8 protein-coding genes are annotated in these 13,366 nt (G+C 58.6%); 5 read left to right on the forward strand and 3 right to left on the reverse strand.

The annotated features are described in order from the left end of the window. Nucleotides 1–4 precede the first annotated feature (4 nt). From OH491_RS17250 to OH491_RS17270, 5 genes are all read left to right on the forward strand, one after another. The gene (locus OH491_RS17250; protein ID WP_068770357.1) at nucleotides 5–2,944 is read left to right on the forward strand and encodes a TonB-dependent receptor; all 2,940 of its coding nucleotides are present in this window, start codon (nucleotides 5–7) and stop codon (nucleotides 2,942–2,944) included. Between the two features lie 299 nt (nucleotides 2,945–3,243). Beyond that, nucleotides 3,244–5,754 carry a hypothetical protein gene (locus OH491_RS17255; protein WP_145928786.1) on the forward strand — a complete coding sequence of 837 codons (2,511 nt, stop codon included), beginning with the start codon at nucleotides 3,244–3,246 and terminating at the stop codon, nucleotides 5,752–5,754. Nucleotides 5,755–6,007: 253 nt separating this feature from the next. Further along, a complete protein-coding gene (locus tag OH491_RS17260) occupies nucleotides 6,008–6,298 on the forward strand; it encodes a hypothetical protein (RefSeq protein ID WP_145928785.1) in 291 nt (96 codons plus the stop codon). Between the two features lie 148 nt (nucleotides 6,299–6,446). Continuing rightward, nucleotides 6,447–7,859, forward strand: a complete 1,413-nt coding sequence (locus OH491_RS17265) for a Gfo/Idh/MocA family protein (RefSeq protein ID WP_084442173.1) — start codon at nucleotides 6,447–6,449, stop codon at nucleotides 7,857–7,859. Nucleotides 7,860–8,131: 272 nt separating this feature from the next. Beyond that, entirely contained in the window at nucleotides 8,132–9,187 is a 1,056-nt protein-coding gene (locus tag OH491_RS17270) for a Gfo/Idh/MocA family protein (protein WP_068771098.1), read from the forward strand. Between the two features lie 373 nt (nucleotides 9,188–9,560). Here the strand turns inward: OH491_RS17270 and OH491_RS17275 are convergent, their stop codons facing one another. The 3 genes from OH491_RS17275 to OH491_RS17285 all read right to left on the reverse strand — a co-directional run bounded on the left by OH491_RS17275 (nucleotide 9,561) and on the right by OH491_RS17285 (nucleotide 13,034). Beyond that, on the reverse strand, nucleotides 9,561–11,330 hold the full coding sequence (locus tag OH491_RS17275; protein WP_145928784.1) for a hypothetical protein: 1,770 nt from the start codon (nucleotides 11,328–11,330) through the stop codon (nucleotides 9,561–9,563). 113 nt (nucleotides 11,331–11,443) lie between these two features. Further along, entirely contained in the window at nucleotides 11,444–12,091 is a 648-nt protein-coding gene (locus tag OH491_RS17280) for a D-sedoheptulose-7-phosphate isomerase (protein WP_068770352.1), read from the reverse strand. Then, nucleotides 12,057–13,034 (reverse strand): ROK family protein, encoded by a 978-nt coding sequence (locus OH491_RS17285; RefSeq protein WP_068770351.1) that lies wholly within the window; start codon nucleotides 13,032–13,034, stop codon nucleotides 12,057–12,059. The genes OH491_RS17280 and OH491_RS17285 overlap by 35 nt, the downstream gene beginning before the upstream one ends. Nucleotides 13,035–13,366 lie beyond the last annotated feature (332 nt).

The raw sequence follows: 13,366 nt of genomic DNA on the forward strand, positions 1-13,366 counted from the left end.
TAAAATGAAAACACTCAGCACTCTCTTTTTCGCGCAGGTGAGGCTTGCCTTGCTTCTGGCCGTCTGCTGCCTCGCCTTGCCCGCGATGGCACAAAGCGGCACCGGGTCGATTCGCGGCCGCGTGGCAAACGAGGCCACCGGCGATTATCTTGTCGGGGCGTCCGTGGAATTGCGCGAACTCCGCCAGTCCGCCCTCACCGACGCCTCGGGCACCTATGAGTTCAGCAAGGTGCCGGCGGGAAAATACACATTGCAGGTCTTTTATACGGGCCTCGACGCCGCCATGCGCGAAATCACGGTGACGGCGGAGGCGGAGACCGGCGCCGATTTCAATCTTCAGGCCGCGGTATATAAACTGGAAAAATTCGTGGTCACCGGCGACCGCGAGGGCGACGCGGTTTCCATCACCCGCCAGCGCAATGCCGACAACGTGAAGAACGTCCTCGCGCTCGACGCCTTCGGCAGCGTGGCCAACGAGGACCCGTCCGACCTGCTCATCCGCCTGCCCGGCGTGACTCCCTACATGGGGGACGAAGGCGATGTGTTTGCCGTGCAGGTGCGCGGCGTGGACACGCAGCTCAACTCCGTCACCGTCGACGGAAACCGCATGAGCACCTCTGGCGCAATGACGCGCGGTTTTCGCTACGGCAACATAACCGCGGTCGCATTCGAGGAGCTGGAGGTGATCAAGGCTCCGACCCCCGACTTGGATGCCGACTCCATCGGCGGCACCATCAATATGAAAACGAAGTCGGCGCTCACCATGCGCGACCGCCAGCGCCTCACCTACAAGGTCGGCGTCCAATGGCTGCATGACTTGTGGGGGGAGCAGCCCCCGTATGCCCAAAGGCATGACATGCACCTGACCAGCGCGCTAACCTACCAGGGGTTGTTTGATGCGTTTGGTGGGAAGAAGAACCTGGCGATTACGGTGAGCGGGTTTTATTTCGACAATGGGAGGTCCTATTCCGCAACGACCCGCAATTATGCCTACACCCTGGATGCGCCCGCTTATAATTGGGACTATTATACAAAAGACCTTTATAATCTGAACCGGCAGCAATCGCTGACACTAAAAGTTGATTATAAAATGGGAAAATACACGACATTGAGCGTGGGCGGGATGATGGCCAATGCCACTCAGGATCAAAAAATGAGCTATCAGACACGGGCATACCTGAACGGCGGCGGCACCAATGGTTCGCAGATCAATGCCGGCTATACGGATAGCTTTACTGAAGTAAGCGCGAACAAAACCAGCAATTCGCGTTTCGAGCTTGAGACCAGCTCCAACACCTATGTTGAGAAAATGCAGCAGATGCAGGTCGATCTGGTGCGCAAAAAAGGCCCGATTACCATTGATGCTTCGGGCGCATATTCCACGACGACGGTCGACGTAAATAGTTATGATCCCGACGGGGGCACCATATTCACGCGCATGTCGAGCGTCGGCTGGTCGCTGGACAGCTCGCGCTCCAAGGCGTTCCCGACGCTCAAGATGACGGCGCCAACCGGGAAGAATATGCAAAACCTGAATGACTATACAACGACGCAAATTTCCAAGGACGACAACGGGCGTGAGTCCCAGATTTATTCGGCAAGCCTCAATGCCGAATACAAGGCCCACGCCGGATACGTTCCCATCCTGATAAAAGTGGGCGCCCGGTATCGCCAGCAGATAGCCGCAACAACCGGTGGCGACAGGCGCTGGGATTACGCGGGCACCGATCTGGCCGCATTGCAGGACTACGGCGCGGCGATCAACCCTCAATATGGAATAGACGCCCCGTTTATTGATATAAGGGCCGCCAGCAGGGACGTGTATGAGAATCCAGCCGCGTGGAGGGAGGATTACGAATTCTATGAGCAATATATACGCAGGGATGACCGGGATCTCCGGGAGGATGTGCGCGCCGCCTATATCATGGGCCGCACAAAGCTCGGCAGGCTGGGTGTCGTGGCGGGCGTGCGTTTCGAGGACACGCACGCCAGGGCGCAAGGGTATGTCAGGGATTTGATCACCCCGGGCACGGACAAATACAACCACAGCCAGCAGGCAGCCCGGGCGGAGTCTGAATATGGTCCGATGCAGGTGTTTGAAAATGATTACTCCGACTTGTTTCCGAGCGTGCACTTCACTTATTCATTCACCAAGAACATACTTTTCCGGGCAAGCTATTCGACAAGCATAGGCCGGCCCACGCCTTCAAACCTGATTCCAAACATGGCCATAGCCTCGGATTATATAAATCTGGGGAACCCGGATCTTCTGCCCCAGCATTCGGATAATTATGACTTGTCCTTCGAATGGTATTTCGAGCCGGTCGGGCAGCTGTCATTCGGGGCGTTTCAGAAAAATCTGACGGATTTTTCTTATACCAATACAACCGGCGTGGCCGGGCAGGACGAGTATGCGTGGATGGATGATTCGCTCAACGGTCGTGAAATCCGAACCCCAAAGAATGGCGGAAACGCCCGGATCCGCGGCATGGAAATTTCATGGCGCCAACAGCTCACGTTTCTCCCCGGTTTTCTGAAGGGGACGAGTGTCTATGCAAATTATACGCGGTTGGAAACCGAGGGGGATTATGGCGATGGGCAGCGCAGCGAGAACCAACTGCCCAAGTTTGTGCCGGAGAGTTTCAACATGGGATTTGTGTTTAAATACATGAATTTCTGGGGGCGCATCTCATCCACGTACACAGGGGAATATTTGGACAACTATTCCAGCGATCCTTCCCAAAACCGTTATAAATGCGCCCGGACGATTTGCAATGCGAGCGTGAGCTACAAGGTGAACAAATTCATGACGTTGTTTTGTGACATGACCAATATCTTCGACACGCCCCAGGAATGGTATCGGGCCACGGGGCATCCGGAGAGGCTGGTGTATCACATCGAAAACGGTCCCAAGCTGACCATCGGCGTGAACGGGCGTTTCTAGGCACCAGGCCTTGATCGAAGTCACCGCAAACCCAGCCCATGACCTCAAGCAAGGAGCATTCCTTTTGCACTTTCTCCGAGCGTGAAGACACCGCATAAAGCAATTCGTCCTTAACTTATCCCGCAATGACCTCCAGCCCAAAAGATCCCCGTAAACGCCCAGCGCTCCTTTTTGCAGGGACTCTTGGCAGGCATCGGCCGCCGGCCGATTTACTGAAGACACCACCCCGCCTCGGTTGCTTTACAGAAAAAGAAAGCCCCCTGTCGCTTTGTCGCAATGTGCGAACTACCCATCGGCCTATGCAACCTGCTCCCCTCCTTGCCTCTGTTGAAAAATCATGGAAACACTCCATTGTGTCAAAGGGGCTGGCGTTTGCCATCTTGGTGGCCGTTTCGCTCGCGAGTATCTCCGTAATCGCCAAACCGATTTCCGATGTGCTGCATGCAGAAAATCAAGCATTCGATCCTTGGAACAAGGAGCGATGGGCGGATTGGTATGAGGACGGGCAAATCGTCAAACCATTCATCATCGACCGCTCGGTGACCTTTGCTCCGCGCACAGAGCCATGGACGTTCAGCCTGGAAAAGTTTAAAGCTGTCAACGGCGTGAGCTCCGCGGTGTTTGTCATCCAGGGCGGCAGGCCGGTCGTCATCGACGGCAACAACGTCGTTCTGGACGCCCGAAAACCTGAATACCGGGATTGGTCGGCCCGGGACTGGCATGAAAAGCCCTTCAAGCGTGATGAAATCAACACCAGAGTCTATGGTTTTCGTTTTCAGCAGTCTGGCAACTCGGATCTCCCCAGCATTTTAAGGAATATCACTCTCATGGGCTTCTGGAGAGCGGTCGAAACCCGCCACCGCCAGCAGCAGCTTCCAGTCATCTGGGAAAACATCACTGCAAGGCGTAATACTTGCGCCTTTTATACCACTGGAGGCAATGGCATCATTCGCAACTGCCGGGTGTTTGAAAGTATCTCCATGGGAATATACGCGGATCAGGCCTCTCACAACTGGACCATCGAAAACAACACGTTTCGCGACAACGCTGTCGCTGGCACACGCTCATGGTCGGACATCACTCTGGATGCCTGCTACGCCTACGCGATCCGAAACAATGACTTTCTTCCCCCTTCGGGCTCCCCCAAAGATTATTTCAGCGCGATTACGTTCTACCGCAACCAGGGCGAGAGGGGAGACATCCGAGAATATGCAGCCTCCTGGCACCGTATCGAGCGGAATCGGTTTCAGGGATTCAACGTCGCCGTGGATGTCGGTGTTCGGACGGGAATGAAGCCCACGCGTGTCCTGACCAATCTGGCGCAGGAAGGTCGCTCCTATGCCAGCTATAATTTTATTCAGGATAATTCTTTTAAGAATTGTCGTATCGGCATTTTGCTAAGAACTGGATTCAACAAGATTGGCGGCAACATATTTGAGAACACCGAAGTTCCCATTGCCCTGCACAACGTTTTTTACTCGCTTCACCAAAACATCATCATCAATCAGCCCAACGAGCGCGTGGCCATCTGGTCAGAAGTTGGGGAATTTAAGCGTTACGCAAAATACGTCGCCTTTCATGACGGACTGGGAGCGCAGATTGGCGCGTCCCAGAAATTCTATCACGTCATTTCTCCGACAGGTGCGCCATCCTTCACGGATCCGGGGAAGGCGACGCTCGTGGTGTCGGACGCACTGGTGGATTTGCCGGCAAAAGGTGGCAATCCCGCGAACTACAATGCGTTTTCACTCAGCCCGAGGCAGGCGCAGGCCACAGGCTTTGACAATAAGCCGGTGGATATGGCTGTCGGCAAGTTCACCGAGAGTCTGCCGGCTGGTGATTTCGCGGTCATATTCGACCGACCGTCGAGCCGGATCGTAAATAAAAACTACTATTCGATTTACCTGTTTGACCAGAATGGCCGTGAATTTGACCGTTGTGGCCGGAGCGAAAAACGCTGGAGCACAATATCAGCGGGAAATTTTCTTCCGGATAGCGGTGAACATGTTCAGAACGGAAATGACGAAATTGCCGCCGTATCGTCGGAGCCGGACGAAAACGGTTCTTACCCCGTGTATATTTTCCGCAAGGGTATCGCAAAGCCTGCAGTCGTCCTTATGAAGGATAACAAGAGTCCAGTAACCGGCCTTGCTGCGGGAAACTTCCATACCGGGGGGGATGAATACGATGAAATCGCAGTTTTGTGCGAAAATGCGGGCGCGATTCGACTGGTGAAACCAACAGATCCCTCATGGCGCTCGGAAATTCAGATGGGCAACGCCGAAGCAATCGCCATAGTGGCCGGCGAATTTGATGGAGATACCAGAAACGGCGATGAAATCGCCGCAATCGTCAAAGGGACTGCGCCCATTTCGTTGTTTAAAGTCGGCGGGAACAATCCCTATGCATTTTCCGGTTTTGCAGAAAAATGGGAGAGAATCGCTGTCGGAGCATTCCGCGGCGGCGATACCGGCCGGGACCAGCTTGCCGCGGTCAGGTCGAAAGAAGACGGCTTTATCATTCATTTCTTCGACCCCGAAAAAACGGACGCCTTTCAAACAATGGTATCGCCTCTTCCCGGCAAGGCCTTGCGCATCGCCGGAGGGCAATATGTCATGCCGGATCGGGATGGAACCGGCGGCCCTCAGTTCGGCGGCTTGATTCCGCCAGCGATCCATCGCCCCGTAGTCTCCCAATTGGCTGTGCTTCCCATAACCTCCAGAGATTCGATTCCTGTGTTGGTATGGATGCGGGTCCAGGCTGAAAGCAAGGCAGGCAACCCTTTGCAAATCGTGCCGCTTCTTAAATAGGCGGGCAAGTTTTCAGCGAAAATGACCTGCGGAGGTGACTTTGCACGAAATCCAAAGCACTCTGTCGCCTTGTCGGGATTGAGCAACAGGCTGTTGATAAAGGTTTCGCTTAGAGGCGTTTTTTTAAAGTTTGTGATGTTGAAACACCCAACGAATCAACAATCGGAGCTGGAGTTGGTGAGCATCGAGGCCTTGGTGCGAAAGGGTATTTCCATTTGCCAAGCCCGGCAAGCCTGCTGGGGCTCGCTTCGGGATGAATTTCACCATCGGTTACTTTACAGAAAAAGCGGCAGGCGGTTTGAGGTGGCGGTGGACTGGCGGCAGCCTCCTTTCCAGCAGTCCCTCGTTTGCCATTACCCGGATCCCCATCATGCAGATTTTTCCAAGCTTTCCTCAGGAAAACTCCCACCGCTTTCATTCTGATTTATTCTATGCCATGAAGAAAACAGCCCTGCTCCCATTGGGTCATCGCATTCACTTCATCAGTCTTGCTGCCCTCGGCGCACTCCTCGCCAGCCCGCTCACACTGCCGCCGTCCCCGTAACCGGTGAGACAGCCGGAGCGGGTCCGGATCCCGGATCGAAGCCGGCATGCACCGTGCCTTCGATTGGCCGGTCGCACGCCGTACCACCATTTAGACATCGCAAGTAGCGACGAATCTGAAATTATTCCGAATAAAGACACCCCTATATATGAATACACCCGGCAGTGCTCATTTCTCGCTCCTCACGCGTCGCGACTGCTGCAAACGCATGGTCCTCGGCGCCGCCGCGCTCGCCGCGCCGCTCGTCATCCCCTCACGGCTCCTCGGCGGAAAAGAAGCCCCGAGCAACCGCATCCGCGTTGGCCAGATCGGTTGCGGGCGCATCGCGCGCAGCCACGACATCCCGGGCGTTTATACCGCAGGCGGCGCGGATTTCGTCGCCGTGTGCGACGTCGATTCCAAACGTGCCCGGAGCACGCGCGCGTTGCTGGAAGAATTCTACAAGGACGACGACAAGACACCGCCCAAGATCAGCGTTTACGGGGACTACCGCGAATTGATCGCACGCGAGGACATTGACGCCGTCGTGATCAGCACACCCGACCACTGGCATGCCGAGCCCGCCATCGCAGCCGTGCTCTCCGGCAAGGATGTTTACCTGCAAAAGCCAATGACGATGACGCACGCCGAAGGCGTCCTCCTGCGCGAAGCCGTCAAAAAATCCGGACGCATCCTGCAAATCGGCAGCCAGCAGCGCTCGTGGAAACAATTCCGCGAAGCATGCGAGTTTGTCCGCAGCGGCCGCGTCGGACGCCTCACCCATGTCGAAATCGGACTGCCCATCGACCCGACCGCACCAGACAAACCGGAGCAGCCCGTCCCCGCCAACCTCGACTACGATCGCTGGCTCGGCCCCGCGGCGAATGCCTATTATACCGAGCAACGCGTGCACTCGCAAAAAGGTTTCGGGCGTCCCGGATGGCTTCGCAACGAATCGTTCTGCCTCGGCATGATCACCGGCTGGGGCGCGCATCACTTCGATACCGCGCATTGGGGAATGAACCTCGAGCACACCGGCCCCTCACGCATCGAGGGCCGCGCCGATTTTCCCACGAACAAAATCTGGAATGTGCACGGCGCCTACAGCGTCAGCCTCACCTACCCCGGAAACATACAAATGACCGTTGCCGACACCTATCAGAACGGCATCAAGTTCATCGGTGAGGAAGGCTGGATATTTGTCGCACGCGACGGTCAGGCCACGGGCAGCGATCCCGCCAGCCCCAACAAGGGCGGGCTCAAAGCCCTCGACGCCAGCAAACCCGCCCTGCTCGATCCCGAGGGCGTCACGGTGAAATTCACCGTCAGCAAAAACCATCACGGCAACTGGCTCGATTGCGTGCGCTCGCGCCAGACACCGCTCGCCCCCGCCGACATCGGCCACCGCAGCAATAGCGCGTGCATCCTCAGCTGGATCGCCATGAAACTCGGACGCCCGCTCACATGGGACGCCCAAACCGAGCGCTTCGTCAACGACGCCGAGGCCAACGCCATGCTCTCACGCCCCGAACGCGCACCCTACGGCGCAATCGCAATGATGAAGGCCAAGAAACTGGTCTAGTCGTCAATTTGCGCGTCCGCGTCCGCACCTCGCGGACGCGCAAGAACCCAAGTCCCCCGCACCCTCCCGCGGCATCAACTCGTATTTATATTTCAACTACAAAGGCGCTTTCCGTCCCTTTGCTGCCTTTTGTTAAACAAGCAACCACCAGATAACGCCCGCCTTCCATGAACCGCCGCAATTTCCTCGCCACCGCAGCCACCGGCGCGCTCGCTGCAAGCGCATTCCCCTCGATCATCCGGGGCGCCGACGCCACTTCGCGTTCCGAAGGCATGGACTACGCTCCCGTCGGCAAGCCCAGTCCTGTCGTAAAACCGGGTGAATTTGCCTTCGCTGCCGCGCATCTCGACCATGGGCACATCAATGGCCAGTGTAACGGGCTGTGCGAGGCAGGCGGTGTGCTCAAATGGATTTATGACCCCAATCCGAAAAAAGTCTCCTCGATGGCAAAGCGCTATCCGAATGCAAAAAAAGCCCGCTCGCTGGATGAAATCCTCGATGACCCGGAGGTAAAACTCGTTGCCTCCGCCGCGGTCACGTCCGAACGGGGCCCGCTTGGCTGCCGGGTGATGGAAGCCGGCAAGGATTATTTCACCGACAAGGCGCCCTTCACCACGCTTGAGCAACTTGATCAGGCAAGGGCCGTCGTCGCCCGGACGGGCCGCAAATACATGGTCTATTACGGCGAGCGCCTGCACAACGAATCCGCCATGTTTGCCACCGACCTCGTGCAACAGGGCGCCATCGGGCGCGTCATCCAAGTCATCGGCCTCGGTCCGCACCGTCTCAGCGCAAAATCCCGTCCCGCGTGGTTTTTCGAACGCAAAAAATACGGCGGCATCCTCTGCGACATCGGCAGTCACCAATTCGAACAATACCTAACCTATTCAGGCGCGACCGATGCCACCATCGCCCACTCCGCCATCGCCAACTACGGCACGCCCGACTATCCGGAGCTGGAGGACTTCGGCGAGGCCTCGCTTATCGGCAACAACGGCACATCAAATTACGTGCGCGTGGACTGGTTCACCCCGGACGGCCTTGGCACCTGGGGCGACGGCCGCACCACGATCCTCGGCACGAAAGGATTCATCGAATTGCGCAAATACATCGACATCGGACGCGAGCGCACTGGCGACCACGTGTATATAGTCGATGGCAAGGGCGAGCAGCACCTGCGCGTCGCGGGCAAAGTCGGCTTCCGCTATTTCGGCCAGTTGATACTTGATTGCCTGAACCGCACTGAAAACGCGATGACACAGGCGCACGCCTTCAAAGCGGCCGAACTCTGCCTGCGCGCCCAGGCTCAGGCTAGGCGCCTCGCATAGCCCGCGTATCGAGTCCCGCCTGAAACCGGAAAGGCGGGGACGTTGTAACGTAGTCCATGCGTATTTTCCCATGAAAACACTTCTATCCTCACCGTGATTTTTTCTGCGGTGCGCGTGCTTGTTTCCATGGCGGCCGCCGCGCGCCCAGGGCAATCCAAAACCCGCCGCCCCGATGGCACCTCGCGCGACTGGGTGTTCGCCACGTTCATGACCGGTATCATCAGCCACGAATGCCATTCACCCATCATCGTGCTTGTGAACAATACTCCCGCCTTTTATGTGCGCCAACCGACCGATACCTGCAAAGGACAAATGTTTCAGGAGAATCGCGTCGAAGTACTTTTGTCCCTGAAAATAAATAACAGCTGCGGGGTTATTTTCCTCCCGTCGGTCCCATCAGGTTGCCGCCCGCCTTGGATTCCTCCCCGGCCTGGTTGTTCACGTTGGCGTCGATGCAGCCATCGAAGCGGTTGCCCTGCACCCAGGTGCTGCGCGCGCCTTTCTCGATGTCCACGCCAAAGCGGACGGTATTGCCGGCCCGGTTGGTGGTGCCGGGGGGCTCGTTGCCGATCTTGCAGTTGACAATGTCGCCGCCAATCGAGGCGGAACCAACGTGGATGGCGGAGTATTTCCCGGCATGGGCGCGGCGGTTGGCGGCGTCGAGCGAGTGCCGGTAGATCTGCACGCCGCTGATGTGCCAGCGTTCGCCGTTCATGTCGAAGCCGTGCTTATACGCACCTATGACCTGGCCGCCATAGACACTCATGTCCTTCGCGTCGGCACCCATGTAAACGGCATTGCCTTGATAAGTGCGCATGAAATGCGGATTGTATATCGCAATGCCGGAGCCGCAGTCGTTATAGATGTATTCACCGCCGAGAAAATCCCCGCCGAGATAGAAGAGCGTGAGATCCTGGAAGTGTCCGTTGTCGATGGGGATGGTTCCAGGCTCGGCGGGATAGCTGGAGGAGCCGTAGCGATACGTTTTCCCATTGGACGCCGTGAGCGCGGCGGGCACGAGGCGGTAGCCGTCGGGAACGAGCAGCCGGTCGGCGGGATCGACATCGGGGGCGCGGGTTATGTAAACCCCGTGGCGGACGTTCTGGTTTTTTATGGTGGCGCCGTTCACCGAGGCGGCATTTTCCGCGCACCAGAGGCCGACGGTCCAGTTGGTGGGATCGGTCTCAACCTTGGCGCTGCCGAAGCTGATGTTTTCGAGGTAGAGCACGTGGGTGTCGCGTTTTACTTTTTTGCCGGTGTTTTTGTCGTAGAGTTCGGGCGCCCCGGCGAATTTTATGCCGTAGCCGATTTCCCGGGGGCCATCTGCGGTCCCATCCCCCGCCCGGATGCCGCTCATGACAATATCCTTCAGCATGAAGCCTATGCCGCGGAAGAGGCGGATGCCGTTGTAAGGGGAGTTGATGCGCAGCTCGGCAAGCACGAGTTGATAATTAAAATGGGCAAAGATGGCGTTGCCTCCGGTGCGAAGCCGCGGGCTGAGGGCCATGCGGGTGATTTTGCCCCAGCGAAGCTGGCTTTCGCCGTCGCCGAGTTGAATGCAATCGGAGGTTCCGGGGCCAAAGATGAGCTCGGTGCCGCCTTGATCCGCCCCGCCGGGGCCCTGACCGTAAAGCGAGGTGCCGTCGACGAGGATGCGGAGCGTGCCGGCGATCCAGTAGCGGCCGGCGGGGACAAATACGCCTTTTCCAAAGTCGAGCGCGTCGTTGAAGGCGGTGGTGTTGTCGTGGGCGGGAGTGTTTGGCGTGCGGGTGGATTTGCCGTCGGCCGTGGAGTCGGCGAGCGCGCCGAATTGGAGCACGTTGGGCGTTTCCTCCGAGAGCACATAATACAACGCCGCGCCCGTGTCCTCCGCTTTCGCCGCGATATAGTGCGAGGCCGGGCGGGATACATTGGCTTCGCCGCGCGGGGAGTAGGCGGGGGCTGCCGTTCCGGAATAGATATAGAGCGCGGGGCCGATGCCCATCTCGCGGAATCCGAGCGTGCGAATGGCGCGGGTGGAGGCGGGGACTGCGGTGTTGTCGGCGGCGGTTTTCGTTTCAAATGTGACTTCGATGGCGGGCTGGGATGCCGCGTATGCAGGCAGGACCAATGCAGCAAGGATGAAGAGTGATGGGATACGCATAAGGAGGGGGCTGGTTTTGGTTGTGGAGGACGCGGAAGGACGGGGCGAAAACGGGTTTATTTATCAGATTCCGGGGCGCGCCGGGGCTTTGTGGTGATTTATTTCCGCCGGTGTCATCCGAAAAATTCCTCTTCGAGCATCAGGGAAAGGCAGTGGTAGATGGGGAGATGATACTCCTGCACGCGATAGGTCTCGGACGCGGGCGCGCGGAGGCAGATGTCGCAAACGGAGGCGAGCTTGCCGCCGGCGCGGCCGGTGAGCCCGATGACACGGAGACCGCGCGAGGCGGCCACACGGGCGGCGGCGTGGACATTGGCGGCGTTGCCCGAGGTGCTGAGGCCGACAAGGACGTCGCCGGGGCGGCCGAGGCCCCAGACGAGTTGCGCGTAGGAGAGCACGGGATCGACGTCGTTGCCGAAGGCAGTCGAATAGGCCGGGAAATTGTGCAGCGGTATGGCGGGAATCGCGCCCTGCAGGCGCCCGGCGATGGAGGGCGGAAGCGTGGCCCGCTGGTCAGAAGTGAGGGGACGCAGGGAGCGGAAACCTTTCAGCAGCTCGCCGGCCCAATGGTCGGCGTCGGCCGCGCTGCCTCCATTTCCGCAGAGGAGGAGTTTCCCGCCGGCATGCAGGCTGTCCCGCATCAGCACGAAAGCGTGCCGGATGTCGGCGGCGATGGGATGCAGCCCGGGAAGGCGTTCGCAGAGGGCGGACAGTTCGGGGTGAAAATCAGGCGCTGGCAGCGGGTTGGTTGTAGTTGCCATTGTAGTTGGGAAGGGACCGGGCCACGGCGGGAAACGCGTGCAGCGCGGCGGAGATCGCCCCATGGCTGCCGATGGTCTCGCCCAGCTCGGCCGGGGCGATGTGGCAGGAGGCGAGCGGGGTGGGGAGGGTTTCGTGCTCGAGTTCGGCGCGCATGGCAGGCTCGAGCAGGGCTTGGCAGCGGGGAAAGATGCCGCCGATGACGATGCGTTCGGGGTTAAGGGTGTCGATGAGGATCGAGAGGGCCTTGCCCAGATAACGCCCGGCCTCCTCCAGCACGCGGAGCGAAAGCATGTCGCCCGCGAGTGCGGCGCCGGCAATCGCCCGGGTGGACACGGCGCCCCGGTCGAGCCAGGCCGCGGGCATCGGCTTCGAGCCGAGCATTTGGGCGGCGAGTTTCGGGATGCCGCCGCCGCTGCAAAAGCCCTCGAACGAGCCCGCCTTGCCGAAGCCGACGGGGCCTGTATCCGAAAGCCGGATATGCCCGACCTCGCCGGCGTCGCCGCTTGCGCCTTCGTAGAGCTGGCCGTTGAGGATCAGGCCCGCGCCCATGCCGGTGCCGGAGGTGAGAAAAACCATATGGCGGCAGCCGCGCCCCGCACCGAAACGCCATTCGGCCAGCGCCGAGGCATTGGCGTCGTTCATGAGCACGGCCCGCCCGCCGAAACGGCGTGTGACCGTTTCCGTGATGGGTATCCGGTCCCAGCCGGGCAAATTTGGCGGCGAGAGAATCAGGCCTCTCGCAAGGTCAAGCGGCCCGCCGCATGAGATGCCAAACACCGGGTCGCTGCCCGGCGCGAGCGTGGCCACGCTGGAGAGAAGCGCCCCGATGGTGCCCTCCGCGCCGCCGGTCGTGATGCGATGCGTTTCCTCCACGCTCCCGTCCGGGCGCAGGCGGCTTACGGCGCACTTGGTGCCACCAATATCGAGACCGAAAAAATTCATGGGCAAGGGATGGAGAGGGGAAAGGTGAAGTGAATGGATGAGGGTAGAATCAATATTGTTATAGAAACAAGACAAATATTTCAAAGGGACCATTGGGTCATCCCAGTATGGCATTTGTGCAGATTATGAAATAATGCATTGAATCAGATACCAATTTAGAAGCCATATCCCATGAGCTTCGGTCGCCTGCGGACGGGCTTGGTGCGACCAGCCGTGTTTTGCCGGGGCAGGAGGGGCTGCGTGGCTTCCCTCGCATGCTCTCCCGTCGTCGCGGCATATGCCTGGATTTGCGCGTTTCCTAAAAATAGTGCAGATGCGGATTTTCCCATTGC

This window comes from Termitidicoccus mucosus, from assembly GCF_038725785.1.
Lineage (GTDB): Bacteria > Verrucomicrobiota > Verrucomicrobiia > Opitutales > Opitutaceae > Termitidicoccus > Termitidicoccus mucosus.

Bases quoted from the DNA above. Each gene is read 5' to 3' on its own strand.
- OH491_RS17250 (WP_068770357.1), top strand. From the start codon at position 5: ATGAAAACACTCAGCACTCTCTTTTTCGCGCAGGTGAGGCTTGCCTTG.
- OH491_RS17280 (WP_068770352.1), bottom strand. From the start codon at position 12,091: ATGGCAACTACAACCAACCCGCTGCCAGCGCCTGATTTTCACCCCGAA.
- OH491_RS17255 (WP_145928786.1), top strand. From the start codon at position 3,244: ATGCAACCTGCTCCCCTCCTTGCCTCTGTTGAAAAATCATGGAAACAC.
- OH491_RS17260 (WP_145928785.1), top strand. From the start codon at position 6,008: ATGAATTTCACCATCGGTTACTTTACAGAAAAAGCGGCAGGCGGTTTG.
- OH491_RS17270 (WP_068771098.1), top strand. From the start codon at position 8,132: ATGGACTACGCTCCCGTCGGCAAGCCCAGTCCTGTCGTAAAACCGGGT.
- OH491_RS17275 (WP_145928784.1), bottom strand. From the start codon at position 11,330: ATGCGTATCCCATCACTCTTCATCCTTGCTGCATTGGTCCTGCCTGCA.
- OH491_RS17285 (WP_068770351.1), bottom strand. From the start codon at position 13,034: ATGAATTTTTTCGGTCTCGATATTGGTGGCACCAAGTGCGCCGTAAGC.
- OH491_RS17265 (WP_084442173.1), top strand. From the start codon at position 6,447: ATGAATACACCCGGCAGTGCTCATTTCTCGCTCCTCACGCGTCGCGAC.